This is a genomic window from Pantoea sp. FN0302 (genome assembly GCF_050113775.1).
Classification (GTDB): domain Bacteria; phylum Pseudomonadota; class Gammaproteobacteria; order Enterobacterales; family Enterobacteriaceae; genus Mixta; species Mixta alhagi.
This window is the reverse complement of sequence record NZ_JBNJSM010000001.1, coordinates 254,093-280,924: the sequence shown is the minus strand read 5'-3', so window position 1 is coordinate 280,924 and position 26,832 is coordinate 254,093. Positions and strand designations below refer to the sequence as shown.

The window sequence follows — 26,832 nt, the reverse complement described above, 5'->3', positions numbered from 1 at the left end:
GTATTCTCTGTTGTTCCAATACCTTGCCACCACGGCAAACTTTATCCTCTAACTGTATTTGTCCCGCTAAACAAGTGCAAGTCTGCACCGGCTTTTCTGACAAATAAGATAGAGCTATCCCGATTTTTTGCTGTTTTTTCAGCCAAAAGGCGGCTGGTAAGAGAAAAAACCCAGGTTATGATAGCCTGGCCTGCCAAACAGAGGAGAAAAACTGTCGATGGCTACGGTTCAACCCACGTCTTACAATGGTATTCACTACTTCGCTCAGGGCTGGAAATTGATCCGCCTGCCGGGCATTCGCCGTTTCGTTGTTATCCCCTTACTGATCAATATTATTCTGCTCGGCGGCGCTTTTACCTGGCTGTTTTATCGGCTTAATGAATGGATCCCCCGGCTGATGTCGCATGTGCCTGACTGGCTGCAATGGTTAAGCTATCTGCTCTGGCCGCTTACGGTGCTCTCGATCGTGCTGGTGTTTAGCTACTTTTTTTCTACTATTGCGAACTGGGTCGCCGCGCCCTTTTGCGGTCTGCTGGCGGAACAGCTTGAAGGCCGACTTACCGGACACCCGCTGCCCGACAGCGGCTGGCTGGCGCTGGTAAAAGATATTCCGCGCATCATGAAACGCGAATGGCAGAAGTTTGCCTGGTATTTGCCGCGCGCGTTGGGATTGCTGATGCTTTACTTTATTCCTGGTTTCGGCCAAACCGTTGCGCCGGTATTGTGGTTTCTGTTCAGCGCCTGGATGCTGGCTATTCAGTACTGTGACTATCCTTTTGATAATCATAAGGTCAGTTTTCAGAGCATGCTTGGTGCGCTGCGCCAGCACAAAACCGCTAATATGCAGTTTGGCGCGCTGGTAAGCCTGTTTACCATGATCCCGCTACTTAACCTGGCGATTATGCCCGTCGCGGTCTGTGGTGCGACGGCGATGTGGGTTGATCGTTATCGTAACCAGTTAGGTATACATGAGCGTCGTTAAGCAAAGATTAAGCAGGTTAAGAACCGCTGATCGTTGCATAAAACCCATCTTATGCATTTTCGTCAGGGCTTATTTCAGCTAAACATATACATATACTATTTCCTTCCTTCCTTGCGAAACTGGAAAAGGTATGCTCTGACGGTTCCCTGAAATTCATACAGTTAAGGACGGGCTATGAGTAAGATTTATGAAGACAACTCTTTGACAATCGGTCATACGCCGCTGGTTCGTCTGAACCGCATCGGCAATGGACGCATTCTGGCGAAGGTTGAGTCGCGCAATCCCAGCTTTAGCGTCAAATGCCGTATCGGTGCCAATATGATATGGGACGCTGAAAAGCGCGGGATCCTGAAACCCGGCGTGGAGCTGGTGGAGCCTACCAGCGGCAATACCGGGATCGCTCTGGCCTACGTTGCGGCCGCACGCGGCTATAAGCTGACGCTGACCATGCCGGAAACCATGTCCGTTGAACGCCGTAAGCTGCTGAAAGCGCTGGGTGCCAGCCTGGTATTAACCGAAGGCGCAAAAGGCATGAAAGGCGCTATCGCTAAAGCAGAAGAGATCGTAGCCAGCAATCCAGACAAGTTCCTGATGCTGCAGCAGTTTAGCAATCCGGCTAACCCGGAAATTCATGAGAAAACCACCGGTCCTGAAATCTGGGAAGATACCGATGGCCAGATTGATGTCTTTATTTCCGGCGTTGGCACCGGCGGCACGCTGACCGGCGTTACCCGCTTCATCAAAAATACCAAAGGCAAAAAAGATCTGATCGCCGTGGCGGTTGAACCCACCGACTCACCGGTTATCGCTCAAACGTTGGCCGGGCAAGAAGTTAAACCCGGTCCGCATAAAATTCAGGGCATCGGCGCTGGCTTTATTCCGGGTAACCTGGATCTCAGTCTGGTGGATCAGGTTGTGGCCATCACAAATGAAGAGGCAATTTCCACTGCCCGACGTCTGATGGATGAAGAAGGCATTTTGGCCGGCATCTCTTCCGGCGCAGCCGTGGCCGCCGCGCTTAAGTTGCAGGAAGACGAAGCTTACGCCAATAAAAATATTGTGGTAATCCTGCCCTCTTCCGGCGAGCGTTATCTGAGTACCGCCCTGTTTGCCGATCTTTTTACGGAAAAAGAATTGCAATAGTAGTGCCAGAGTGCCGGCATTGTTGCAAAAAGCGCCTTTCGGGGTGCTTTTTTGTGGACCACTTCAAATTTTTACCACCCCTGTCATTGATTCACTCTGGTAGCTCTGGTATTTAAGCTGACAATTATTTCGAAGCGCAAAATTAATAGCGCTTTGAACTGGATCAAGCTGAATCGATTTACTGATTTGGCGGAATAGCGCAACACGCGGCATAATGAGGAGTAGAGCAGCGAAGCGAAAACCCCCGTTTTTTTGCCCCGTCCGCTCTCATGCCTTAATTGCGCATTTTTTGGTGAGTCCCGTACTCGAACCAGCGCGACCTACACAGGCTAAAGTTTCGCCGCCAGGCTAGACTTTAGAGACAAAACACCAAACCTAATTAAGTTGGGGAAATATAATGTTCCAGCAAGAAGTTACCATCACCGCACCTAATGGCCTGCATACTCGTCCGGCTGCTCAGTTTGTTAAAGAAGCAAAAGCTTTTGCCTCAGAAATCACCGTGACGTCTAATGGTAAATCTGCCAGTGCGAAAAGCCTGTTCAAGCTGCAGACTCTGGGCCTGACTCAGGGCACCGTGGTGACGCTGTCCGCTGAAGGTGAAGATGAACAGCAGGCTGTTGAGCATCTGGTTAAACTGATGGCTGAACTCGAGTAATCGTCCAGCCGACGAAAAACCGTTTCATCAGGCAACTGAGTGCAAACATATTGATCGCGGACATTATGTCCGCGTTGTTGCATCCGTAAAGTACGGTTCCGCAGGATCCTGGCACCTCGTTTCGCCTGGTAGGCATCGTTATAATAAAGGTAGGGTTATGATTTCAGGCATTTTAGCATCACCGGGTATCGCTTTCGGCAAAGCACTTTTGCTGAAGGAAGATGAAATCGTTATCAACCGGAAGAAAATTTCTGCCGATCAGGTTGATCAGGAAGTTGCTCGCTTTCTTGAAGGTCGTGGTAAAGCCGCTACACAGCTTGAAGCTATAAAAATTAAAGCTGGCGAGACTTTTGGCGAAGAAAAAGAAGCCATCTTCGAAGGCCACATTATGTTGCTGGAAGATGAAGAGCTGGAACAGGACATCATCAGCCTGATTAAAGATGAAATGGCCACGGCCGATGCCGCAACTCATAGCGTCATTGAAGGTCAGGCTAAAGCACTGGAAGAGCTGGATGATGAATATCTGAAAGAACGTGCTGCCGACGTACGCGATATCGGTAAGCGTCTGCTGCAGAATATTCTTGGTCTGCACATTGTGGATCTGAGCGCGATCAAAGACGAAGTGATTCTGGTTGCTAAAGATTTGACGCCGTCCGAAACCGCACAACTGAATTTGAAAAAAGTGCTGGGCTTCATTACCGATCTTGGCGGTCGTACTTCACATACGTCTATTATGGCGCGCTCCCTTGAGCTGCCTGCCATTGTCGGCACCGGTGACGTCACCAGTCGCGTTAAGAACGATGATTATGTGATTCTGGATGGTGTTAACAATAAAGTTTATGTTAACCCGACTGCTGAAGTCATCGAAGAGCTGAAGGCAGTACAGCATCAATATCTGAGCGAGAAAAATGAACTCGCTAAACTGAAAGATCTGCCAGCGATCACGCTGGATGGACATCAGGTAGAAGTGGGTGCCAACATCGGCACCGTGCGTGATATTCCGGGCGCTGAGCGTAACGGCGCAGAGTGTGTTGGCCTGTATCGTACCGAGTTCCTGTTTATGGATCGCGATGCGCTGCCCACTGAAGAAGAGCAGTTCCAGGCTTACAAAGCCGTTGCCGAAGCCATGGGCTCTCAGGCAGTGATTGTCCGTACCATGGACATTGGCGGTGATAAAGATCTGCCGTACATGAACCTGCCGAAAGAAGAGAACCCGTTCCTTGGCTGGCGTGCTATCCGTATCGCTATGGATCGCAAAGAAATTCTGCATGCACAGCTGCGTGCGATTCTGCGCGCCTCCGCGTTCGGCAAGCTGCGCATTATGTTCCCGATGATCATTTCCGTGGAAGAAGTGCGCTTCCTGAAAGCAGAGCTGGAGATGTTAAAAGCCCAGCTGCGTGAAGAAGGCAAAGCTTTCGACGAAACCATTGAAGTCGGTATTATGGTGGAAACGCCAGCCTCAGCCGTTATCGCTCGCCACCTGGCGAAAGAGGTCGACTTCTTTAGTATTGGGACAAACGATCTGACGCAGTATACTCTGGCGGTCGATCGCGGTAACGAACTGATTTCGCATCTTTATAACCCAATGACGCCGTCAGTGCTTGGCCTGATTAAGCAGGTTATTGATGCTTCTCACGCCGAAGGCAAGTGGACCGGCATGTGTGGTGAGCTGGCCGGTGATGAACGTGCTACACTACTGTTATTGGGAATGGGGCTGGATGAATTCAGCATGAGTGCCATTTCTATCCCGCGCATCAAGAAGATCATTCGTAACACGAACTTCGAAGATGCGAAGGCATTAGCAGAGCAGGCTCTGGCTCAACCGACCGCGGAAGAGTTGATGAACCTGGTCAACAAGTTCATTGAAGAAAAAACACTCTGCTGATTCCGCGATACGCTGGCCCAACATTACTGCTTAGGAGAAGATCATGGGTTTTTTATCCAAACTTTTTGGCGATAAAACAGAAAGCGCATCTGGCACCATTGAGATCGTCGCCCCGCTGTCTGGTGAGATCGTAAATATCGAAGACGTGCCAGACGTAGTATTTGCGGAGAAAATTGTCGGCGATGGCATCGCGATTAAACCGGCAGGCAATAAAATGGTTGCTCCGGTTGATGGCACTATCGGCAAAATTTTCGAAACCAACCATGCGTTCTCTATCGAATCCGATAGTGGCATTGAGCTGTTCGTTCACTTCGGTATCGATACCGTGGAGCTAAAAGGCGAAGGCTTTAAACGCATCGCGGAAGAAGGCCAGAAAGTGAAGAAAGGCGATGTGGTTATTGAGTTTGACCTGCCGCTGCTGGAAGAGAAAGCGAAATCGACCCTGACGCCAGTCGTGATCTCCAATATGGATGAGATCAAAGAGCTGACCAAGCTGACCGGTCAGGTTATTGTTGGCGAAACACCGGTGATTCGTATTAAAAAATAACGGTTTTCATGCTGACTAAAACGGCACCTGCGGGTGCCGTTTTTATATCATAATGCAGTGCTAAGCTAGTTTTCCCAGTGCGGCAGACGAATAATCATTTCTAATCCACCGTTACGCCCGTTGAATGCCTGTACCTCACCATAATGCGCCAGCACCACCTTACGTACGATAGATAACCCCAAACCGTAACCTTTGCCCTGCATAGGGGAATTGACACGCACAAAGGGATCAAAAATACTGGAGAGCTTATCGGCATCCACGCCAGGTCCGCTATCGCTCACACGAATGCTTAGCCAGTGGCCGTCAGGCCGCAGGCTCACTTTGACCACCTGCCCTCGCACCGAATAGCGCAGCGCGTTACGCACCACATTTTCTACCGCACGGCGTATCAGTTCAGCGTTGCCTTTCACCGTATAGTCGACGTTTTCCCCAACTTCCAGCGTAATATCTACGCCAGGCAACTGCGCCTCATAGCGTGCATCATTAACGACCGTTTCCAGCAGACCGTGTAGATCGAAATATTGCTCATCAGGCATCTTTTCATTTTCGGCCCGGGACAGCGTCAGCAGCTCGCCAATCATCTTATCCAGCCGCCGCGCCTCTTCATCAATGCGATCGAGAGAGGTGTTAACCGACTCCGGCGTCTGACGTGCCAGGCCGGTCGCCAGTTGCAGCCGTGCCAGCGGCGAGCGCAGCTCATGCGAAATATCGTGCAGTAGCTCTTCACGCGCCTTCACCAGCACAGCAAGGCGTTCAACCATCGCATCAAAGTCATGGGCGACGACGGAAAACTCGTCGTGGCGACGACGCATCTGCGGGTAAAGACGTACGGAAAGATCGCCATTGGATACGCGGGTAAAGCCCAGACGTAATTGACGCATCGGCCGCGTCAGGTTCCATGCCAGCAAAGAGCTGAACAGCAGCCCCATTACCCCGGCAAACCAGAACACCGGTTCTGGAATATTCAGGATCTTACGCGGCGGTCTGCCCATCTCGCTGTCTTCGCGTAGCCCTTTTACGTCATAGCGTAGCTGGTACTGCTGGCCATCTGCGCCGGTCACCCACTCAATAACCTGATCGGGGAAGCCGCTACCCGGCAGTGAAAGATTGAGCTGATGACGCGAAATCTCCTGCGGCGGCGTTGGCATAAGCGTGACGGAGAAAAAGCGACGATCGCCGGGCGACCAGTCCGACATCATATTATCCAGCGCTGGCAGACCGCCGTGCTGCAATACCGAAACGGCTGAAGCCATCTGAAGATTAACAATACGCCGCGTAGCAATATGTTCTGGCGGCTCGCGATGCTTGCCATACAGGGTGAACCCCAGCCACAGTAGTTGGCTAATCAGAAAAAACACCAGCAGGAAACCAAACAGGATTTTCCAGAACAGACGGCCTCGAAAACGGTTCCTCATCGAATGCGATAACCGATGCTGCGTACGGTTTCAATATTGATCGCCTCGCCAGCCAGGCTGGATAGTTTTTGCCGGATATTGCTGATATGCACATCCACGCTGCGATCGTAGGCTTCGCGCGGACGCCCCAGCCCTTTCTCTGACAACTCATCTTTTGTCACTACCCGATCGGGCGATCGCAGCAGCAAATCAAGCAGATTGAATTCGGAAGCGGTCAGGTCGAAAGGCTTGTTTTTCCATTCGCTGATACGCGTAGCCGGATTAAGCGTCAGATCGCCCCAGCGTACCACCTCTTTTTTCTCCTGCTGGGCAGGCAGCTCATCAAAGCGACGCAGCACGGCCCGCAGGCGTGCCACCAGCTCACGGGGATAGCAGGGCTTGGGAACATAGTCATCTGCGCCCATTTCAAGCCCGATAACCCGATCGATATTATCCCCTTTTGCCGTTAGCATAATCACCGGGATACGACTGCTTTGTCGTACCTGACGCAGCACGTCAATACCACTCATATCTGGCAGCATGATATCTAAAATCATCGCCTGAAAGTCACCGGACAGCGCACTATTAATTCCGGCCTGACCGGTAAGCACCAGCGAGGCATGAAAGCCCTCGCCCATTAAATATTCACTGAGCATCGTGCCCAGCTCCAGGTCATCGTCAACTAACAGAATTTTCATGCATACACTCTCATAATCGGTTGGCGTTATTTTGACCTCAAGCGGAACAGTACGCAGCAGAATTTACTCAATCCTTACAGATATTCTTGCCTGATTGCGCTGCTGTTTCACTTTATTGTGGCAGCCTTTTAGGCTATACCAGTGTTTTCTTCGTACCAGGGATATTGGTCATGGCATTAAGTCGCACTTTGTTCAGCCGTAAAGGATTTTTACTGCTGTTATTTATCATCATTGCTGTTGTTATCACCTGGGCGTTACTGCATCAGCGGCAGAAACCCGCAGAATTTTTGACCGCTACGGCGGAACAGCGCCCGCTGCAACAGGCGGTGCTGGCAGACGGCACGCTCACCGCCAGCAAACTGGTTAGCGTCGGCGCGCAGGCTTCAGGTCAGATCAAACGGTTGCGGGTCGAACTGGGCGATGAGGTCAAACAGGGGCAGCTGGTGGCGGAAATTGACAGTATGACGCAGCAAAACGCGCTACAAAACGCGCAGGCGGCCTTAAAAAATATTGAAGCGCAGCGAGCAGCTAAGCAGGCCCAGCTCAGCAACTATCGGGCAACCTTTGCCCGTCAGCAGGTGATGCTGGCCAGAAACCTTACGGCGAAAGCGGAGTATGACGATGCGCAGGCCAGGCTGATCGCTACCGAAGCGGAGATCCGCGCGCTGGATGCACAGATCGTTCAGGCGCAAATTGAAGTGAATACCGCCCAGGTGAACCTTGGCTATACCCGTATCGTGTCACCGATAGACGGCACGGTTGTTTCGGTACCGGTTGAAGAAGGACAAACGGTTAACGCCGTACAAAGCGCGCCAACGCTAATCAAAGTCGCCAACCTCGACACCATGACGGTAAAGGCGCAGATTTCTGAAGCGGACGTTATCAAGGTGGAACCGGGCATGAAAGTCTGGTTTACCATTCTCGGCGAGCCGCATAAACGCTATGAGGGCACGCTACGCGCCATCGAACCGGCACCAGACTCGATTAATAACGACAGCTCCAGCAGTAGCCTGACCAGCTCTTCCAGTAGCTCCAGCAATAAAACCGCCATCTATTATTATGGTCTGTTTGACGTGCCCAATCCGCAGCATCGCCTGCGCATCTCTATGTCGGCGGAGGTGCATATTGTGCTGGGCGAGCGCAAAAATGCCGTGGTGATCCCCGCGACCGCGCTGGATAACATTGACGGTAAAACATCGGTACAGGTACTGGATGCCAGTCAGCAGGTCACGCGCCGACAGGTTGAGGTGGGGTTGAATGATAATGTCGAAGCGGAAATTGTTTCCGGCCTGAAGCCCGGCGAGAAAGTGATACTGGGCCAGCGCAACACGGCTGACGCGCCCTCGGGCGAAATGGGGCCACAATAATGGCGCTGCTACAGCTTAATGATATCTGCCGTTCTTTTCAGAATGGCGAACAGCAGGTGCAGGTGCTGCGTAATATTAATCTGTCCATCGATTCAGGCGAATTTGTTGCCATTGTAGGGCAGTCCGGCTCTGGCAAATCAACGTTAATGAATATTCTCGGCTGCCTGGATAAAGCCAGCGCCGGTGAATATCTGATTGCCAATCGCGCCGTTTCGGCGCTGGATAACGATGCGCTGGCGGCGCTGCGGCGCGAGCATTTCGGCTTTATCTTCCAGCGCTATCACCTGCTAAGCGAACTCACGGCACTGGGTAATGCCGAGATGCCCGCTATCTACGCCGGTCAGGCGGTGCAGGCGCGGCGTGAACGGGCCGCTGCTCTGCTGACGCGTCTTGGCCTTGGCGAGCGTCTGCATTATCGACCGGGTCAGCTTTCGGGCGGACAGCAGCAGCGTGTCAGTATTGCGCGCGCCCTGATGAACGGCGGCGAAGTGATCCTGGCCGATGAGCCGACCGGGGCGCTTGATAGCCACAGCGGTGAAGAGGTAATGCGCATCCTGCATGACCTGCATCAGCAAGGGCATACCATTGTTATCGTGACGCACGATATGCAGATTGCACAGCACGCACAGCGGATTATTGAAATACGCGATGGCGAAATTCTCAGCGACAGCCAGCGTCAGGCGCCTGACGCTGGCTCACGGCAAATGACCCGGCGCGCAGAGGGTAACGCCTGGCGCGCCGCGCGCGATCGGCTGACCGAAGCATTTCGTATGGCGCTGGTCTCCATGATGTCGCAGCGCTTACGCACGTTCCTGACGATGCTGGGCATAATTATCGGTATCGCCTCGGTGGTGGCGGTTGTGGCGTTGGGTAAAGGATCGCAGCAAAAAATCCTGCAAGAAATCAGCTTAATGGGCACCAGCACGCTGGATATTTTTCCCGGCAATGATTTTGGCGATATGAACTCCTCCGCCATTCAGACGCTGCGCGCCAGCGATGCCGATGCGCTGGCTTACCAGCCTTATGTGCACAGCGTGACCCCTTCGCTTTCAACCAGTACCACGCTGAAATATCGCAATCAGGCGCTATCGGTAATGGTAAACGGCGTTGGCGAACAGTTTTTTGCTGTACGTGGCTATCATGTGACGCAGGGAATGGCCTTCGATCGTCAGGGTGTAGACAGCCTGGCGCAGGATGCGGTGATTGATGAAAATACCCTAAAAAGGCTCTTCCCTCACGGTGAAAATCCGCTGGGCCAGGTTGTGATCCTCGGCAATATGCCGGTGCGCATTATCGGCGTCGCTACCCATCAAAGCAGTTTCGGCAATGACAGCAATCTGAATCTGTGGGTGCCCTACACCACGGTGATGAAGCGCATGGTTGGGCAGACGTGGCTCAGCGGCATTACCGTACGAGTGCGTGATAACGTTGATCTGGATCTGGCGGAACAGGGCGTTACCCGCCTGCTGACGCAGCGCCACAATGGCAAAGATTTTTTTATCCTTAATACCGACAGCATTCGGCAAACCATTGAGCGCACCACCGATACCATGACGCTGCTGGTAGCGATGATTGCGCTGATTTCACTGCTGGTGGGCGGCATCGGGGTGATGAATATTATGCTGGTTTCAGTGACTGAGCGTACCCGTGAAATCGGCGTGCGCATGGCGGTAGGCGCGCGCGCCAGCGATATTATGCAGCAGTTTTTGATTGAAGCGGTGCTGGTCTGCCTGACCGGCGGTATTATCGGCGTGCTATTGTCGCTGGTGCCAGGCATCATTCTGGCGCAGACCACCAGCAGTTTCAGCATGATCTACTCGCCCTTCTCAATCGTGGCGGCTTTTATCTGCTCCAGTCTGATCGGTGTGATCTTCGGCTTTTTCCCGGCAAGGCGGGCTGCCCGGCTCGACCCAATTCATGCGCTGGAGCGCGAATAGCTGACCCTTTTGTTACAAAACCGCAGGAGAGGCTCGCGCCGTGGGCCTGTCGCTCTTTGCGGGGCGCGTTATTGATAAACGCCGGTCGAGAGGTAACGGTCGCCGCGATCGCAAACGATCGCGACCACTATGCGACCTGGATTTTCCGTAGCGATGCGAATCGCGCCCGCCGCCGCGCCGCCAGAGCTAACGCCGCAGAAAATTCCTTCACGCCGCGCCAGTTGGCGCATGGTCTCTTCCGCTTCGCCCTGCCCCATATCGATAATGCGGTCAATCAACTCCGGGCGCCAGATACCCGGCATATAGGCAGCAGGCCATCGGCGAATGCCGGGAATACTGCTGCCCTCCTGCGGCTGCAGCCCCACAATTTGTACCTGCGGATTTTGCTCTTTCAGGTAACGGCCAACGCCGGTTATCGTGCCGGTGGTGCCCATACTGGAAACAAAATGCGTGATGCGTCCGCCGCTCTGCTGCCAGATTTCCGGGCCGGTAGTGGCATAGTGACCCAGTGGATTATCAGGATTATTAAACTGATCCAGTACTTTGCCCTCACCACGTTCCGCCATTGCCAGAGCCAGATCGCGTGCCCCTTCCATGCCCTGTTCACGGCTAACCAACACCAGTTCAGCCCCGTAGGCGCGCATCGCTGCCTGCCGTTCCTGGCTCATATTATCCGGCATGAGCAGCTTCAGACGGTAACCTTTCATCGCAGCGATCATCGCCAGCGCAATACCGGTATTGCCGCTGGTCGCTTCGATCAATTGATCGCCGGGAGCGATTTCACCACGTTGCTCAGCGCGCTGGATCATCGACAGCGCGGCACGATCCTTCACAGATCCGGCAGGGTTGTTGCCCTCCAGCTTCAGCCAGATTTCGCTGCCGTTGGCAGGCGTCAGGCGCTGCAGTTTAATCAGCGGCGTATTGCCGATGGTGGTTTCCAGAGTCGTCACGATGTTTTCCCGGCAGGCAAAATAACAGGGCGGGAAAATCCCGCCCAAATAAAATATGTGGAGTTAGAAAATATCAGGCGCTTTCGGCAAAGGCAACCGCACGCAGCGGCGTGTTGCCCTGATAGAGACGCGCCTGCTGCAGGCCAACGTAGAGGCGCTCGCCGCGCTGCGGGGCCGCCTGTTCACCATCAAACACCAGGCTAAAAGGCTCAGCCTGCCAGCCAGCGGGTTGGACCAGCAACTGCCAGAAGTGCCCACGCGGGCTGACTTCCAGAATCTGAACCGGCAAAGGGGTTTCCAGGCTACCCTGGCGCGCCGCATCAATTTCCCAGGGACGCAGGAACAGCTCAACCGCACCCTGATGCGCTGGCGTATAGCCCAGCGGCCAGTGATGCGCGCCCACATGGAAATGAGAGCCATGAACCTCAGCATCAAAGCGGTTCACTTCGCCAAGGAACTCCAGCACAAAACGGTTGGCCGGTTCGCGCCACACATCATCCGGCGTACCGACCTGCTCGATATTACCCTGGCTCATGACCACCACCCGATCGGCAACTTCCATCGCCTCTTCCTGATCGTGAGTTACAAACACGCTGGTAAATTTCAGTTCTTCATGCAGCTGACGCAGCCAGCGACGCAGTTCTTTACGCACCTGCGCGTCCAGCGCGCCAAAAGGTTCATCCAGCAACAGAATCTGCGGCTCGACCGCCAGCGCGCGCGCCAGCGCCACACGCTGTTTCTGACCGCCGGAAAGCTGGGCCGGAAAACGGGTTGCCAGATGTCCCAGCTGCACCATTTCCAGCAGCTGCGTGACCTTCTGCTTGATCGCCGCCGCTGACGGACGTTCGCGACGTGGCAGCACCGTCAGGCCAAAAGCAATGTTGTCGAACACGGTCATGTGACGGAACAGCGCATAGTGCTGAAAAACAAATCCAACCTGGCGATCGCGCGCATGTACATGGCTGACATCTTTATCATGAAAGCGGATCTGTCCGCTGTTTTGATGTTCCAGACCGGCGATAATGCGCAGCAGCGTGGTTTTCCCGGAGCCGGACGGCCCCAGCAGCGCCACCATTTGACCAGAAGAGATATCCAGCGAGATGTCATTGAGCACCCGCGTACGGCCAAACGATTTATTAATCTGCTTAATCTCAATGCTCATGATTTTCCTCCTGCTGTAAACGCTTCTGCTGGTTCTCTAATCGCCATTGCAGCGCGCTTTTCAGAAACAGCGTCACTATCGCCATCAGAGTCAGCAGCGCGGCGGCGGTAAACGCGCCCACGCTGTTGTAATCCTGATGCAGTAACTCAACCTGTAGCGGCAAGGTATAGGTCTCGCCGCGAATCGCTCCCGAAACCACTGAGACCGCACCAAATTCACCGATCGCGCGGGCATTGGTCAGCACCACGCCATACAACAGCGCCCAACGGATATTGGGCAACGTCACGCGGCGAAACATCTGCCAGCCGGAAGCGCCCAGCAGTACTGCGGCTTCATCTTCATGACTGCCCTGACTAAGCATCACCGGTACCAGCTCACGCACCACAAATGGGCAAGTGACAAAGATTGTTGCCATCACGATGCCCGGCCAGGAGAACATCAGCTGTATATGGTGTTCATCCAGCCAGCCGCCCGCGGGCCCGTTTACGCCCCAGAACAGCAAATAAATCAGGCCAGCCACCACCGGCGAGACCGCAAACGGAATATCGAACAGCGTCAGCAGTAACTGGCGCCCCGGGAAGGTAAAACGGGTCACCAGCCAGGCAAGCAGCGTACCGAAAACCAGGTTAACCGGTACGGTAATCAATGCCACCAGCACTGTGAGCCAGATAGCATGCAGCATATCGCTATCGCTGAGGTTACTCAGCACCGCGCCCAGCCCCTGTGCCAGCGCCTCGGTAAAAATGGCGATCAGCGGCACCACCAGCAACAGAAAAGAGACCAGCACGCCAACAGCAATCAGCAGCCATTTACCCCAGTTAATGCGCGGACGCTCAACGCCATTCAGTTGGGTGATATCAGCCATTAATGACCTCCAAGACGACGGCCAAAGCGGCTCTGTAACGTATTGATAGCGAACAGCAGCAGCAGCGAAGCGGCCAGAATAACGGAAGCAATCGCACTGGCTGCGGGGTAATCGAACTCCTGCAGACGAATAAAAATCATCAGCGAAGTGACTTCCGTCTTCCAGGCGATATTACCGGCAATAAAAATAATCGCGCCAAACTCACCCAGACTGCGGGTAAAGGAGAGCGCCGTACCGGCCATTAATGCCGGTGCTACTTCCGGCAGCACCACGCGGCGGAAACTTTGCCAGGGCGTCGCGCCCAGGGTTTGCGCCGCCTCTTCATATTCCGGACCCAGCTCTTCCAGTACCGGCTGAACGGTACGCACCACAAAGGGGATGCTGGTAAAAGCCATCGCCACGGCAATTCCCAGCCAGGTATAGGAAACCTTGATATCAAACTGCGCCAGCCACTGACCATACCAGCCGTTCACCGAAAACAGCCCGGCCAGCGTCAGTCCCGCTACGGCCGTTGGCAGCGCGAAAGGCAGATCCATTAACCCATCCAACACACTGCGGCCGGGAAAGCGGTAGCGGGTTAAAATCCAGGCCATCAGCATGCCGAAGAAGGCATTAAACAGCGAGGCCACCGCCGCCGAGATCAGCGTTATTTTGTAAGCCGCTACCACCTGCGGATTAGTAATGACTTCCCAGTATTGCGCCAGCGACATTTGCGCCAGTTGCATAATCAAGGCGCTCATCGGCAACAGCAGGATCAGGCAGGTGAAAAACAGGCTGCTGCCGAGGCTAATGCCAAAGCCAGGAAGTACGCGTTTACTACTTGCTACAAACATTAACCACGCCCCGCCGCTAACAGCTTATCCAGCTCGCCACCGCTGGCGAAGTGGGTTTTCATGATCTTTTCCCAGCTGCCAAAGCGATCTTCCACACGGAACAGCTCGGTTTGCGGGAAGTTCGCCTGCTGCATCATTTGAGGGTTATTCACCCGATAATAGAATTTGGTCATTATCTGCTGCGCCGCTGGCGTGTAGAGATAATTGAGGTAGGCTTTCGCCGCTGCCTCGCTATGATTCTGAGCCACGTTTTTATCCAGCCACGCCACCGGGAACTCGGCGAGAATATCGGTTTTCGGCACCACTACTTCGTAACCTGCTTGCGCATACTGGTTACGAATATTGTTCACTTCTGATTCAAAGCTGATCAGTACGTCGCCCAGGCCACGCTCAACGAACGTGGTGGTTGCGCCACGTCCGCCGGTATCCATCACTTCGACATTTTTCAGCAGTTGAGTCATAAACTGGGTGGTTTTAGCGCGGTCGCCATTGTTGGCTTTATCTGCCGCTCCCCATGCCGCCAGCCAGGTATAGCGGCCGTTGCCGGACGTTTTTGGATTAGGGAAAATCAGCTTAACGTCGCTGCGGATCAGATCGTTCCAGTCATGAATTTGCTTTGGATTGCCCTTGCGCACCAGAAACGCCATGGTGGAATAGAATGGCGAGCTGTGGTTCGGCAGACGCGATTGCCAGTCGGCAGGCAGCAAACGACCGCGATCGTGCAGGATTTGTACATCGGTGACCTGGTTATAAGTGACCACATCCGCCTTCAGGCCCTGAAGGATCGCCAACGCCTGTTTCGACGATCCGGCATGTGACTGGCGAATAGTAAGCTTATCGTTCGGGTGCTTTTCATCCCACTGCTGGATAAAAGGAGCATTCAGCGCCGTAAAGAGTTCACGTGACACATCATAAGAGCTGTTTAACAGCTCGGTTGCCTGCACGTTCGCGGCCAACAGCAAAGAGAGCGCCGCGCCGCCGAGTAACTTTTTCGCTACGGGAAAGGTCATTTCACACCCTGAGTATTGATCCGGCTCACATCACCGTATGCTCAGTGTATTTATAACTCAGGGCAAAGCTGTAACGGTTTTATATATCTTTTGCTGCTTTAAAAGTAGAAAAAAGCATAAGCGCACGGCAAAGCTTAACGGCAATACAGCAAAGCTGAAAAACAGCGGTACGGCAGAGTAGATCGGGCGATACCAGGCCGGTATCGTCCGTTATTTACAGCGCCAGTAGCGTCTCAAGAGAAGGCGCAAACCACCACGCGCCGCTGACCGGTTTAGTAAAGCGCAGCATGGCGTCATACTTGCCGTCACGCTCGCCAAACATACTTAACAGCTGCTGTTCAATATTGTAGAGCGTGGCGCAGTAAGCGATAAAATAGAGGCCGTTAGTGCCGCTGGCGGTGCCGTAAGGCAGGCTCTGGCGCAGGATTTTTAATCCCTGCCCGTTTTCTTTCAAGTCAACGCGGCTAACGTGCGATGTTGCAGGACGCGCATCGCCTTCCAGCTCTTCATTGCTCAGCCTGGTACGCCCAATGATTTGCTCCTGTTTTGCAACCGGCAGACGTTGCAACTGCGATAAATTATGCTCCCAGCGCTGGGTAAACACATAGCTGCCACCGGCGTCAGCCCCGTTGGCGATAATCGCTACCTGTTGACGCATCTCTCCCTTCGGGTTTTCAGTGCCATCAACGAAGCCAGAAAGATCGCGATCTTCCGTCCAGCGGAAACCGTGCGTCTCTTCTTCAATGCGTACCGCCGGGCCAAAAGCCGTCAGGGCCGCCTGGGCCAGGGTAAAGTTAATATCATGACGCAGGGATTGAATATGAACCAGCAGGTCGCGTTGAGTCGCAGGTGCCATATTTTTGCCCAGCGGCTGAAAATCCTTCAGCTCCGGCGCACTGTCTCCAGGCTGTAGATCGCGCCAGAGCGCGTTGCCAAAAGCAAGGGTCGCGCCCAGCGCCGCATCGGGATAGCGCGCCTGCAGCTGGATTAACTGATGATGGAAGGTTTTTACCCCCTGGCGAATCCTGTTCAGGTCGTCCTGAACCACGGCTTCCAGCCAAATGGCAAAACGATTATTTTCGGGCAAAATGCCGCTCTGATGCGGGGACATGCAGTGCTACTCCGGAATGAAACGGGTCGAAACAGGGCAATTATCATACCGGAAAATAGCGGCAGGGGTTGAGCTTGTACATATATTCACGCTGACTGATGAATAAATCGCTGAAAACAGCATGCAAAAACCATCGCGCATAACCTGTTGCACAGTTCTTTCAGTTAGCGTTCTGTACCATTGTTGATCCCGGTTCAGTGATTCCCCTGGCGGGCGTTGCGCCCGCCGTTCTGGGTTTACTTAACGTTGCCAGATAATTTTACTCACCTGCCAGCTTTTTAGCACATCATCCGGCGGGATCAGCCCCTGTGGACCCGCCCATTTTCCCTGATAGATATAGCTGATATGCTGGTTGCCCGGTGCCTGGCACAGCACTGCGGGAGCCGTTTCCCCACTGGCGGCCTGACAATGGCCAAAGGCTTTTTGATAATGATCGCTGAATACATCGCCAATGCGGGTGCCGTCGGCGCTGGCGATATCGCGATCCGTTACCTCTATGCGGCTCACTGTATCTTTGCCGCTGAACGTCAACTTCACCTCGTTATCGGTCAGCGCCTGCCAGAAACTGACCACGCTGCCCTGCTCGCTACGCATGCCCTGCCGCAACCGATAGTCACCATTCAGGCCCGCGTTAAGGGCGCTTTCCTGCAGTGGCGTAGCGCCATTGATTGCGCCAACGCCCTGTTCGGTTACCGTCAGCGAGGAGCCAAACCAGTTGCCGGGCCATAGCGTAGACCATGACCAGTCGATTGGATTCCACCAGCTTGCTTCGTTGCTGTTCGAGCCGTGACTGGCACAGCCCGCCAGTAGTAACGTAGCGACGATCAATGCCGGACGTAGTGATTTCATTGCAGCTCCTGTAGTGATTACGCAACCTTTTTCAGTGGGGTTGGAGTCGCATAAGCGCAAAAAGTTTTATTCCGTCTGATTGAGCTGCACATTAAAGCAGGCTTTCAGGCGACGACTAAGCAGTAGCCAGAGCAGCGCTGACAGGTCAAACAGCGCCGGCAGCCACAGCGCGAACAGCGAGATATCGCTCTCCTGCCCACTCTGCCACAGCACCAGCAGCAGGTTCAGCAGCAAGGTAGCGCACAGTGCCCAACGCCAGGCTCGCCAGAGCTTAGGCCAGCGTTGTCGATAGCCGGTAAGCAGTAGCCCGACGGCGGCGGGGATCCCCAGCGCCATGCCCATCCAGAAGATGTTTCTGTCAGGATAAAAGAGCTCCAGCAGTTCGGCACCCTGCTGACGTGATGCGCCAGCCATAATAAACAGCGCCCAGGTACGCGCCTGTAACAGCAGAATAAGCCAAAAGGTCAGCGGCAGACGCAGCTGACCTTTACTGTCGTAGTCATCAGGGGTGAAAAGCATCATGCACACAGTCTACAGCCGCAACCATGCGGCCCGGCAAGGTTAATACTCACGATCTTCAATCAGTCGTTTGCCCAGGCAGACAGCGTCTTGCATTTCATAATCGAGCTTTTCATAAAAGCCAATAACCGCGTCGTTCTCTTCACGTACGATGAGATTGATTTTCGGACAGCCGCGCGCAATCAGTTTTTTCTCCAGCCGGTTAAGCAACGCGTTGGCAAAGCCGCGTCCACGATAATCAGGATGCACGCCAAGATAATAGACGGAGCCGCGATGGCCGTCGTAGCCGCCCATCAAGGTGCCGACAATTTCACCGCCGACCACCGCCACCAGAAAGAGATCGGGATCGTGATTTAGCTTACGCTCAATGTCCATTTCCGGATCGTTCCAGGGGCGAAGCAGATCGCATCGCTCCCAAAGCGTAATGACTTCTTCAAAGTCTTCCTGGCGGAATGCGCGGATTTCCATGGAATTTTCTCAGAGTTACTTACAATTCGCTGATTATCACGCATTCTTTCCCTGGCGCAACCCTCGTAGCGCATCAGGCGGCAAAAAAATTCACGGCTGCTGCTTATTTAGCTGAAATAAATAGTAAAAGGCTGAAACAGCTTGCCTGTCGAAGCCCCTGGGCTGTCATGTTATAACGTTATTTTAACACTGGACGCCGCCATGAAAAAATTCTCACCGTTAACTTCCCGCCGCAAGCTGCTGTTTTCCGGAGCCGCTCTGGCCCTGTTACCCTCCGTGCGGGCGCTGGCGAAAAGCGAACAGGCCACGCTGTCGACAATGCCGCGCCCTGAGGCCAAAGCGTCTCGCCCGGCCAGCGGCAAAAAAATCGTGATGCTCGATCCCGGTCATGGCGGCATTGATTCCGGCGCGGTGGGTCAGGAAGGCAGCGAAGAGAAACATATTGTGTTGGAGATTGCGCATCACGTGCGCGAGCAGCTGAGCCAGCACAATCATATTGAGGTGCGTCTGACGCGCGACAGCGACCATTTTATTCCGCTGGCCGAGCGGGTAGAGATCGCGCATCAGCATGGGGCCGATCTCTTTATGTCTATTCACGCCGACGGTTTTACCAGCCCAACCGCTAACGGCGCATCGGTGTTTGCCCTGTCGAACCGTGGGGCGAGCAGCGCGATGGCGCGTTATCTGTCGGAAAAAGAGAATGCGGCGGATAAAGTGGGCGGCGTTAAGGTACAAAGCGACAATCCTTATCTGCAACAGGTCCTGTTTGATCTGGTTCAGACAGATACCATCAAGAACAGCCTGACGCTTGGCAGCCATATTCTTCAGCAGATTCGTCCGGTTCATCATTTGCACAGCCAGCACACCGAGCAGGCCGCCTTTGCCGTGTTGAAATCCCCGTCGATCCCCTCAGTGCTGGTTGAAACCTCTTTTATTACCAATCCGGCGGAAGAGCGTCTGCTGGGCACCACGGCTTTTCGGCAAAAGATTGCCCGCGCCATTGCCGACGGCATCGTTAGCTTTTTTGTGGAATTTGACCGCCGCAATCAACGACCGGGTTAGGTATACTCTTCACCCTGAAGCAAAAGGCCAGAAGATGGCCTTTTTATGACATAGCGAAGCGAATATGAATGCTCCCAATATTGAACAGGTAAAAGCCTTTCTGCAGGCGTTACAGGATGAGATCTGTCAACAACTGGAACTGGCAGACGGCGGCGCGCAGTTTCAGGAGGATAGCTGGACGCGCGTTGGCGGCGGCGGCGGCCGGAGCCGCGTGCTGCGTCAGGGCGCAGTGTTTGAGCAGGCGGGGGTGAATTTTTCCCATGTGCATGGCGACCAGATGCCCGCCTCCGCCACTGCGCATCGTCCCGAACTGGCTGGACGCAGCTTTGAGGCGCTGGGCGTTTCTCTGGTGATCCATCCGGAAAACCCCTATATCCCGACCAGCCATGCCAACGTGCGCTTTTTTATTGCGGAAAAACCGGGGGCCGATCCGGTCTGGTGGTTTGGCGGCGGCTTTGATTTAACGCCGTTTTATGGCTTTGAAGAGGATGCGATTCACTGGCATCAAACCGCTTTCGATCTGTGTCAGCCGTTTGGTGGGGATGTTTATGCCCGTTATAAGAAATGGTGTGATGACTATTTTTACCTGAAGCATCGCAATGAGCAGCGTGGTATCGGCGGGCTGTTTTTTGATGATCTGAACACGCCTGATTTTGAACGCAGCTTCGCCTTTACGCAGGCGGTGGGCCGGGGTTTTCTTGATGGCTATTTGCCTATTGTGCAGCGTCGCAAAGGCATGCCGTGGGGCGAGCGTGAGCGTGAGTTTCAGCTTTATCGTCGTGGGCGCTATGTGGAATTTAACCTGGTTTGGGATCGCGGCACGCTGTTTGGTTTGCAGACCGGTGGCCGTACCGAATCGATTCTGATGTCTATGCCGCCGCTGGTGCGCTGGGAATATGATTATCAGCCACAGCCTGGCTCGCCGGAGGCAGCGCTGTACAGTGATTTTCTGCCGGTAAAGGCGTGGCTGCCGGAGTAAAACAGCGGCAGGGGTGCGGGAGTTTCAGGATTAAACCGCACTGGTAGTGCGGTGCCCGCTGAAGTACACCGGGCTGGTAGCGCGGTGCCTGCACAGGGAGTGCAGGCCGATCGTAAAGACGCAAAAAACGTCATCCCTGACAGCTCGGCCCGCGCCATCCCTGGCGCGGGACGCTTTACTCTTCTGCCTGCACTCCCAGTGCTTCAGGCTCAGGTGTCGCTGTACAGTGGTGACTTACACCTTACCGGCGTTTTTAACCATTCTGTGCAGACACGTTATTGGTCATGTGCGAAGTGAGCGTTGGCAGTTCGCCTGTACTCCCTGTGCTTCCGGTTTAGAAAACGTCTGTAGAGTAACTGCCCACAGCTACAGCGGCTGCGTTTGCGCTTCTACTACCGCCAGCGCCACCATATTCACGATGCGCCGCACCGATGAGATGCGCGTCAGCACATGAACCGGCTTTGCGATACCCATGAGTACCGGTCCAACGGTTACCCCTTCCGAACAGGAAACGCGCAGCAGGTTATAGCTGATACGCGCCGCCTCAACGTTTGGCATAATCAACACGTTAGCAGAACCTTTTAACGGGCTGTCCGGCATTAAATCCTGGCGAATGCTTTCCACCAGCGCGGCATCACCGTGCATTTCGCCATCAATTTCCAGCTCCGGCACGCGTGCATTAACCAGCGCCAGCGTCTCACGCATTTTACGCGCCGCAGGTGCGTCGGAGGTGCCAAAACTGGAGTGCGACAGCAGCGCCACTTTGGGCTCGATACCAAAGCGCCGCACCGTTTCCGCCGCCATAATGGTTAACTCAGCCAGCTGTTCCGGTGTGGGATCTTCGTTAACGTAGGTATCGGCAATAAAGGTATTACCGCTGGGCAGCAGCAGCGCATTCATTGCTCCCGCCACGTTAATACCGGGTCGAAAACCAAACACCCGCTCAACGATCGTATAGTGCTCCTGATAATCGCCGATGGTGCCGCAGATCATGGCGTCCGCTTCGCCACGGTGCACCATAATCGCCCCGATCAGCGTGGGATTGCCAATAACCGCGCGCTGCGCCTGTTCGGGCGAGACGCCGCGCCGCTTCATCATCTGATGGTATTCTCTCCAGTAGGCTTTAAAGCGTGGATCGGACTCATTGTTCACCACTTCAAAATCTTTACCCGCCTCGATTTTTAAACCCAGCTTTTGCAGGCGCATCTCAATAACGTTGGGCCGGCCGATAAGAATCGGCTTTGCCAGCCCCAGCGTGACCAGCTCCTGGGTGGCATGCAGTACGCGCGCCTCTTCGCCCTCCGCCAGCACCACCCGCTTCGGCTCTTTACGCGCCTGGGCAAACACCGGCTTCATAAACAGATTGGTTTTATAAACAAATTCGGTCAGCTTTTCACGATAGGCATCGAAGTCGTTAATGGGCCGGGTCGCCACACCCGATTCCATTGCCGCTTTCGCTACCGCAGGCGCAATCTGCACAATAAGGCGCGGATCAAAAGGTTTAGGGATCAAATAGTCGGGGCCGAACGACAGCTCCTCATCGCCATAGGCGGACGCCACCACCTCGCTCTGCTCCGCCAGCGCCAGTTCGGCTATGGCATGCACCGCCGCCAGCTTCATCGCTTCATTAATGGCCGTCGCGCCCACGTCCAGCGCGCCGCGAAAAATAAACGGAAAGCAGAGAACATTGTTTACCTGATTAGGGTAATCGGAGCGGCCAGTACAGATAATCGCATCCGGACGCACCGCTTTCGCCAGCGGCGGCAGAATTTCCGGTTCCGGGTTGGCCAACGCCAGAATCAGCGGATCAGGCGCCATCTCTTTAACCATCTCGGGCGTCAGCACCTTCGGTCCGGAGCAACCCAGGAAAATATCGGCACCAGCAATCGCCTCATCCAGCCGACGCATCCCGTTATCGGCAATGGCATAGGCCGCTTTGGTTTCCGCCATCTTCTCGTCGCGGCCCTGGTAGATCACCCCTTTTGAATCACACACAATGATATTACGTCGCTGCAGCCCCAGCTCCACCAGCAAATTCATACAGGCGATAGCGGAAGCACCCGCACCGGAAACCACCAGCCGCACATCGGAAATATTTTTCTTCACGATGCGCAGCCCGTTCAGCACCGCAGCGGTACAGATAATCGCCGTACCGTGCTGATCGTCATGAAACACCGGTATCTTCATGCGTTCGCGCAGCGCTTTCTCAATATAAAAGCATTCAGGTGCCTTGATATCCTCCAGATTGATGCCGCCGAAAGTCGGTTCAAGCGCGGCAATGACATTAATCAACCGATCGGGATCCTGTTCATCGACTTCAATATCAAACACATCAATGCCAGCGAACTTCTTAAACAGGACGCCTTTGCCCTCCATCACCGGCTTACCTGCCAGCGCACCGATATTGCCCAGCCCGAGTACCGCCGTGCCGTTAGAGATCACAGCAACCAGGTTGCCGCGTGCGGTATATTTATGCGCGGCCAGCGGATCTTGCGCAATTTCCAGACAGGGTGCGGCCACGCCCGGTGAATAGGCCAGCGCCAGATCGCGCTGCGTTGCCAGCGGCTTGGTGGGAGAAACCTGTATTTTTCCTGGCTGCGGATATTGGTGAAAATCGAGCGCGCTCTGCTTGAGTTGATCGTCCATCATCGGTTCCTTCGGGTTGATAACGCGTGAAAAAGCATCAGCTGAGCAGTATAGGAGCGTGCTGCGGCGAAAAAACTTGAGGTGCGCCAAAGAATGACTATCTGCGCCTGAACGTATAGTGGAAGAACTGGACTCAGACACGATATTTTTTACTTCTGCTATGCTTTTTAGTGGCCTGCATGCTGTTTTAGCCTGGGCAGCAGAAGCGTTCCCGGCGGTGTCTTACCTGACGCAACAGGAACGGGTTATCAAGTTCATGCTTTATTGTCGTGGCATTCTGCCCGTGGCGATCAAGCATCGGCATGGTCTTACGCACCGCCAGGCCGCATCACAACTGGCGCGGCTCTCGCTATTGAATGAGCCCATTGCAACAATCAGAGAAAACGCATTTCCACATGAGAGCAGCTGGTGCAATGTGGTTCGTCTGTATTAAAGGACCGGGCCTGGCAGGCAAGGCCTGACAGCCATGATTAAATTTGCACTACCCTTCGGTTATCAAGGAGCTAAGAGATGAATCAGCTAGATGCACTGAAACAATTCACTACCGTTGTGGCGGACAGCGGCGATATTGAATCCATTCGTAATTATCACCCTGAAGACGCTACCACCAATCCGTCTCTGATCCTGAAAGCCGCTGGCCTCGAATCCTATAAGCACCTGATTGATGACGCGATCGACTACGCGAAAAAACAGGGCGGCAGCAAAGAAACCCAGATTATCAACGCCAGCGACAAAGTTGCTGTGAACCTCGGCATGGAAATTTTGAAAAGCGTGCCGGGCCGTGTTTCGACCGAAGTGGATGCGCGCCTCTCCTTCGATCGTGGCATGTGCGTCACCAAAGCGGAAAAGCTGGTAAGAATGTATGAAGATCACGGCATCGACCGCTCACGCATTCTGATCAAGCTGGCTTCCACCTGGGAAGGTATCCGTGCAGCGGAAGAGCTGGAGAAAAACGGCATCAACTGTAACCTGACGCTGCTGTTCTCTTTTGCCCAGGCGCGCGCCTGTGCCGAAGCAGGCGTTTTCCTGATCTCCCCGTTCGTGGGCCGTATTTATGACTGGTATAACAGCCGCCAGCCGCTGGACCCTTACAATGTGGATGAAGATCCAGGCGTGAAATCGGTACGGGCGATTTACGAATATTATAAATCGCATCGTTATAAAACCATCATCATGGGCGCAAGCTTCCGTAAAACCGAGCAGATTCTGGCGCTGGCGGGCTGCGATCGCCTGACTATTTCTCCGAACCTGCTGCAAGAGCTGCAGTCCAGCGACGCGCCGGTAGAACGCAAGCTGACGCCATCAACGCAGGGCTTCCACGAGCCGTCACCGCTTACTGAAACAGAGTTCCGTTGGGAACATAACCAGGATCCGATGGCAGTGGAAAAACTGTCTGAAGGCATCCGTCAGTTTGCCGCTGACCAGATTAAGCTGGAAGAGACGCTGGCCGCACGGCTGTAACAGCCGCATAACGGTTTGATTCAGGGGCGAATTTTCGCCCCATTTTCATCCCCTCTACTTTCCTTCAAGGGAGAAAAACATGTCCTCACGTAGAGAACTGGCGAATGCGATTCGTGCGCTCAGCATGGACGCGGTACAAAAAGCAAAATCAGGCCATCCAGGTGCGCCGATGGGCATGGCGGATATTGCCGAAGTGCTGTGGCGCGATTTCCTGAAGCATAATCCGACCAACCCCGCCTGGGCTGACCGCGACCGCTTTATTCTCTCTAACGGTCACGGCTCTATGCTGTTATATAGTCTGCTGCATCTGAGCGGCTACGATCTGCCGATTGAGGAATTGAAAAACTTCCGTCAGCTGCATTCCAAAACCCCGGGCCACCCGGAGATTGGGTATACGCCTGGCGTGGAAACCACTACCGGTCCGCTGGGCCAGGGGCTGGCTAACGCGGTAGGTCTGGCAATTGCCGAGCGCACGCTGGCTGCGCAGTTTAACCGCCCTCAGCATGAGATTGTCGATCACTTCACCTATGTTTTTATGGGCGACGGCTGTCTGATGGAAGGTATTTCGCATGAGGTTTGTTCACTGGCGGGAACCCTGGGCCTTGGCAAGCTGATCGGTTTCTATGACCATAACGGCATTTCTATTGATGGTGAAACCGAAGGCTGGTTTACCGATGATACGGCAAAACGCTTTGAAGCCTACAACTGGCATGTGGTTGGCGACATTGACGGTCACGATCCTGACGCGGTTGCTGCAGCGATCAAAGAGGCGCAGAGCGTTACCGATAAGCCCTCTCTGATTATTTGCCGTACCATTATCGGTTTCGGTTCGCCGAACAAAGCGGGTAAAGAAGATGCGCACGGCGCGCCGCTGGGCGATGACGAGATCGCGCTAACGCGTAAACAGCTGGGCTGGAATCATGCGCCGTTTGAAATTCCACAGGATATTTATCAGCAGTGGGATGCCCGACAGACAGGCGAACAGCATGAAAAAGCCTGGAACGAGAAATTTGCCGCTTATAAAGCCGCCTTCCCGGAGCTGGCTGCGGAATATACACGCCGTATGACCGGTGGCATGCCGGAAAACTGGCAGCAGGAAACACAGAAGTTTATCGAACAGCTACAGGCTAATGCCAATAAAATCGCCAGCCGTAAAGCATCACAGAATGCGCTGGAAGCCTACGGTAAACTGCTGCCGGAATTCCTTGGCGGCTCTGCGGATCTGGCACCCAGCAACCTGACAATTTGGTCAGGCTCGAAATCGATTAAAGATGATCCGGCGGGTAACTATATTCACTACGGCGTTCGTGAATTTGGCATGACAGCCATTGCCAACGGCATCGCGCATCATGGCGGTTTTGTACCTTATACCGCCACCTTCCTGATGTTTGTAGAATATGCGCGTAACGCGGCACGTATGGCAGCGCTGATGAAAGCACGCCAGATCATGGTTTATACCCATGACTCTATCGGACTGGGTGAAGATGGCCCAACCCATCAGCCAGTTGAGCAGTTAGCCAGCCTGCGTCTGACACCGAATATGAGCACCTGGCGTCCTTGCGATCAGGTAGAAACTGCCGTGGCGTGGAAACATGCGATTGAGCGTCATAACGGCCCGACCGCGCTGATTCTGTCGCGTCAGAACCTGATGCAGCCGGAGCGCACGCCGCAGCAGCTGGCAGATATCTCTCGTGGCGGCTATATTCTGCGCGACAGCGAAGGCACGCCAGAAGTGATCCTGATCGCCACCGGTTCTGAAGTGGAGATTACCCTGGGCGCGGCGGAGAAATTGACGCGTGCCGGACATAAAGTACGTGTGGTTTCTATGCCATCAACCGACCTGTTTGATAAACAGGATGTGGCTTACCGTGAATCGGTGCTGCCTTCCACTGTTACCGCTCGCGTGGCGGTAGAGGCAGGCATCGCTGACTACTGGTACAAGTATGTTGGCCTGAACGGAGCGATTGTTGGCATGACCACCTTTGGTGAATCCGCGCCAGCCGATAAGCTGTTCGCTGAGTTCGGCTTTACCGTTGAAAACATCGTTAGCCATGCCGAAGCACTGTTGAAACCGCATTAACAGGTAAACAGAGAAAAAAGCACGCCATCGGGCGTGCTTTTTTATGCATGTCATTTCTCTGAGAATAAGAAACCCCGCCCACCTCTTTCCTGATGCGCGCTCTGGATAAGTTAATAACATTATTTATGCAGCACCGCATTGAGCTATTAATAAAAGCGGCACACAGAATAAAACAACTCCACAAGAATAAATCGAGCATCTAATTATAAAGCGTTAATTGCTTAACTAT

At 54.0% G+C, this 26,832-nt stretch carries 24 protein-coding genes; 12 read left to right on the top strand and 12 right to left on the bottom strand.

All coding sequences use genetic code 11. The features are described from left to right. Nucleotides 1-217 precede the first annotated feature (217 nt). The 5 genes from cysZ (at nt 218) to crr (ending at nt 5,212) form a co-directional block, all read left to right on the top strand. Entirely contained in the window at nt 218-982 is a 765-nt protein-coding gene (gene cysZ / locus ACQE32_RS01280; RefSeq protein WP_426980705.1) for a sulfate transporter CysZ, read from the top strand. A gap of 174 nt (nt 983-1,156) precedes the next feature. Beyond that, complete coding sequence (cysK, locus tag ACQE32_RS01275) at nt 1,157-2,125, top strand: cysteine synthase A (RefSeq protein WP_085070919.1); 969 nt, start codon at nt 1,157-1,159, stop codon at nt 2,123-2,125. Between the two features lie 397 nt (nt 2,126-2,522). Beyond that, complete coding sequence (ptsH, locus tag ACQE32_RS01270) at nt 2,523-2,780, top strand: phosphocarrier protein Hpr (protein WP_038624898.1); 258 nt, start codon at nt 2,523-2,525, stop codon at nt 2,778-2,780. 157 nt (nt 2,781-2,937) lie between these two features. Beyond that, complete coding sequence (gene ptsI, locus ACQE32_RS01265; protein ID WP_426971778.1) at nt 2,938-4,665, top strand: phosphoenolpyruvate-protein phosphotransferase PtsI; 1,728 nt, start codon at nt 2,938-2,940, stop codon at nt 4,663-4,665. Between the two features lie 43 nt (nt 4,666-4,708). Then, a complete protein-coding gene (gene crr / locus ACQE32_RS01260; protein WP_250650519.1) occupies nt 4,709-5,212 on the top strand; it encodes a PTS glucose transporter subunit IIA in 504 nt (167 codons plus the stop codon). A gap of 65 nt (nt 5,213-5,277) precedes the next feature. Here the strand turns inward: crr and ACQE32_RS01255 are convergent, their stop codons facing one another. Together ACQE32_RS01255 and ACQE32_RS01250 are read right to left on the bottom strand one after the other, a co-directional pair. Then, nucleotides 5,278-6,627: an ATP-binding protein gene (locus tag ACQE32_RS01255; protein ID WP_427021216.1), complete on the bottom strand. Its 1,350-nt coding sequence runs from the start codon at nt 6,625-6,627 to the stop codon at nt 5,278-5,280. Continuing rightward, nucleotides 6,624-7,304 carry a response regulator transcription factor gene (locus ACQE32_RS01250; protein ID WP_426971776.1) on the bottom strand — a complete coding sequence of 227 codons (681 nt, stop codon included), beginning with the start codon at nt 7,302-7,304 and terminating at the stop codon, nt 6,624-6,626. Before ACQE32_RS01250 ends, ACQE32_RS01255 begins: the two co-directional genes overlap by 4 nt. A 170-nt stretch (nt 7,305-7,474) precedes the next feature. On the opposite strand from ACQE32_RS01250, the gene ACQE32_RS01245 reads away from it, so the two are divergent. Both ACQE32_RS01245 and ACQE32_RS01240 read left to right on the top strand, forming a co-directional pair. After that, nucleotides 7,475-8,671, top strand: a complete 1,197-nt coding sequence (locus tag ACQE32_RS01245; protein WP_427021215.1) for an efflux RND transporter periplasmic adaptor subunit — start codon at nt 7,475-7,477, stop codon at nt 8,669-8,671. Next, entirely contained in the window at nt 8,671-10,608 is a 1,938-nt protein-coding gene (locus ACQE32_RS01240) for a MacB family efflux pump subunit (RefSeq protein WP_426980701.1), read from the top strand. The genes ACQE32_RS01245 and ACQE32_RS01240 overlap by 1 nt, the downstream gene beginning before the upstream one ends. Before the next feature lie 68 nt (nt 10,609-10,676). On the opposite strand, the gene cysM is transcribed toward ACQE32_RS01240, so the two are convergent. The 9 genes from cysM to ACQE32_RS01195 all read right to left on the bottom strand — a co-directional run bounded on the left by cysM (nt 10,677) and on the right by ACQE32_RS01195 (nt 18,375). Continuing rightward, entirely contained in the window at nt 10,677-11,558 is an 882-nt protein-coding gene (cysM, locus tag ACQE32_RS01235; RefSeq protein WP_427021214.1) for a cysteine synthase CysM, read from the bottom strand. A gap of 73 nt (nt 11,559-11,631) precedes the next feature. Further along, nucleotides 11,632-12,720 carry a sulfate/thiosulfate ABC transporter ATP-binding protein CysA gene (gene cysA, locus ACQE32_RS01230; RefSeq protein ID WP_426971772.1) on the bottom strand — a complete coding sequence of 363 codons (1,089 nt, stop codon included), beginning with the start codon at nt 12,718-12,720 and terminating at the stop codon, nt 11,632-11,634. Next, the gene (gene cysW, locus ACQE32_RS01225) at nt 12,710-13,585 is read right to left on the bottom strand and encodes a sulfate/thiosulfate ABC transporter permease CysW (protein WP_426971771.1); all 876 of its coding nucleotides are present in this window, start codon (nt 13,583-13,585) and stop codon (nt 12,710-12,712) included. The genes cysA and cysW overlap by 11 nt, the downstream gene beginning before the upstream one ends. Further along, entirely contained in the window at nt 13,585-14,418 is an 834-nt protein-coding gene (gene cysT, locus ACQE32_RS01220) for a sulfate/thiosulfate ABC transporter permease CysT (RefSeq protein WP_085070902.1), read from the bottom strand. The genes cysW and cysT overlap by 1 nt, the downstream gene beginning before the upstream one ends. Further along, a complete protein-coding gene (cysP, locus tag ACQE32_RS01215) occupies nt 14,418-15,428 on the bottom strand; it encodes a thiosulfate ABC transporter substrate-binding protein CysP (protein WP_426971768.1) in 1,011 nt (336 codons plus the stop codon). The genes cysT and cysP overlap by 1 nt, the downstream gene beginning before the upstream one ends. 214 nt (nt 15,429-15,642) lie before the next feature. Continuing rightward, nucleotides 15,643-16,539, bottom strand: coding sequence for a Dyp-type peroxidase (locus tag ACQE32_RS01210; protein ID WP_426971767.1), 897 nt, complete (start codon nt 16,537-16,539; stop codon nt 15,643-15,645). 240 nt (nt 16,540-16,779) lie between these two features. Next, nucleotides 16,780-17,388 (bottom strand): RpoE-regulated lipoprotein, encoded by a 609-nt coding sequence (locus tag ACQE32_RS01205; RefSeq protein ID WP_426971765.1) that lies wholly within the window; start codon nt 17,386-17,388, stop codon nt 16,780-16,782. Nucleotides 17,389-17,454: 66 nt separating this feature from the next. Then, complete coding sequence (locus ACQE32_RS01200) at nt 17,455-17,907, bottom strand: DUF2919 domain-containing protein (RefSeq protein ID WP_426973029.1); 453 nt, start codon at nt 17,905-17,907, stop codon at nt 17,455-17,457. A gap of 42 nt (nt 17,908-17,949) precedes the next feature. Next, a complete protein-coding gene (locus ACQE32_RS01195; protein ID WP_085070892.1) occupies nt 17,950-18,375 on the bottom strand; it encodes a GNAT family acetyltransferase in 426 nt (141 codons plus the stop codon). A 201-nt stretch (nt 18,376-18,576) separates the two neighbouring features. Between ACQE32_RS01195 and amiA the strand changes: the two genes are divergently transcribed. Then, the gene (gene amiA / locus ACQE32_RS01190) at nt 18,577-19,437 is read left to right on the top strand and encodes an N-acetylmuramoyl-L-alanine amidase AmiA (RefSeq protein WP_426971764.1); all 861 of its coding nucleotides are present in this window, start codon (nt 18,577-18,579) and stop codon (nt 19,435-19,437) included. Between the two features lie 64 nt (nt 19,438-19,501). After that, complete coding sequence (gene hemF, locus ACQE32_RS01185) at nt 19,502-20,416, top strand: oxygen-dependent coproporphyrinogen oxidase (protein ID WP_426971763.1); 915 nt, start codon at nt 19,502-19,504, stop codon at nt 20,414-20,416. Between the two features lie 366 nt (nt 20,417-20,782). Here hemF and maeB read toward each other — a convergent pair whose 3' ends face one another. Beyond that, nucleotides 20,783-23,062 carry an NADP-dependent oxaloacetate-decarboxylating malate dehydrogenase gene (gene maeB, locus ACQE32_RS01180; protein ID WP_427021213.1) on the bottom strand — a complete coding sequence of 760 codons (2,280 nt, stop codon included), beginning with the start codon at nt 23,060-23,062 and terminating at the stop codon, nt 20,783-20,785. A gap of 118 nt (nt 23,063-23,180) precedes the next feature. Between maeB and ACQE32_RS01175 the strand changes: the two genes are divergently transcribed. The 3 genes from ACQE32_RS01175 (at nt 23,181) to tkt (ending at nt 26,603) form a co-directional block, all read left to right on the top strand. Then, nucleotides 23,181-23,495, top strand: a complete 315-nt coding sequence (locus tag ACQE32_RS01175; protein ID WP_427021212.1) for a hypothetical protein — start codon at nt 23,181-23,183, stop codon at nt 23,493-23,495. A gap of 77 nt (nt 23,496-23,572) precedes the next feature. Continuing rightward, a complete protein-coding gene (gene tal, locus ACQE32_RS01170; RefSeq protein ID WP_250650530.1) occupies nt 23,573-24,523 on the top strand; it encodes a transaldolase in 951 nt (316 codons plus the stop codon). A gap of 79 nt (nt 24,524-24,602) precedes the next feature. Continuing rightward, on the top strand, nt 24,603-26,603 hold the full coding sequence (tkt, locus tag ACQE32_RS01165) for a transketolase (RefSeq protein ID WP_426971761.1): 2,001 nt from the start codon (nt 24,603-24,605) through the stop codon (nt 26,601-26,603). Nucleotides 26,604-26,832 lie beyond the last annotated feature (229 nt).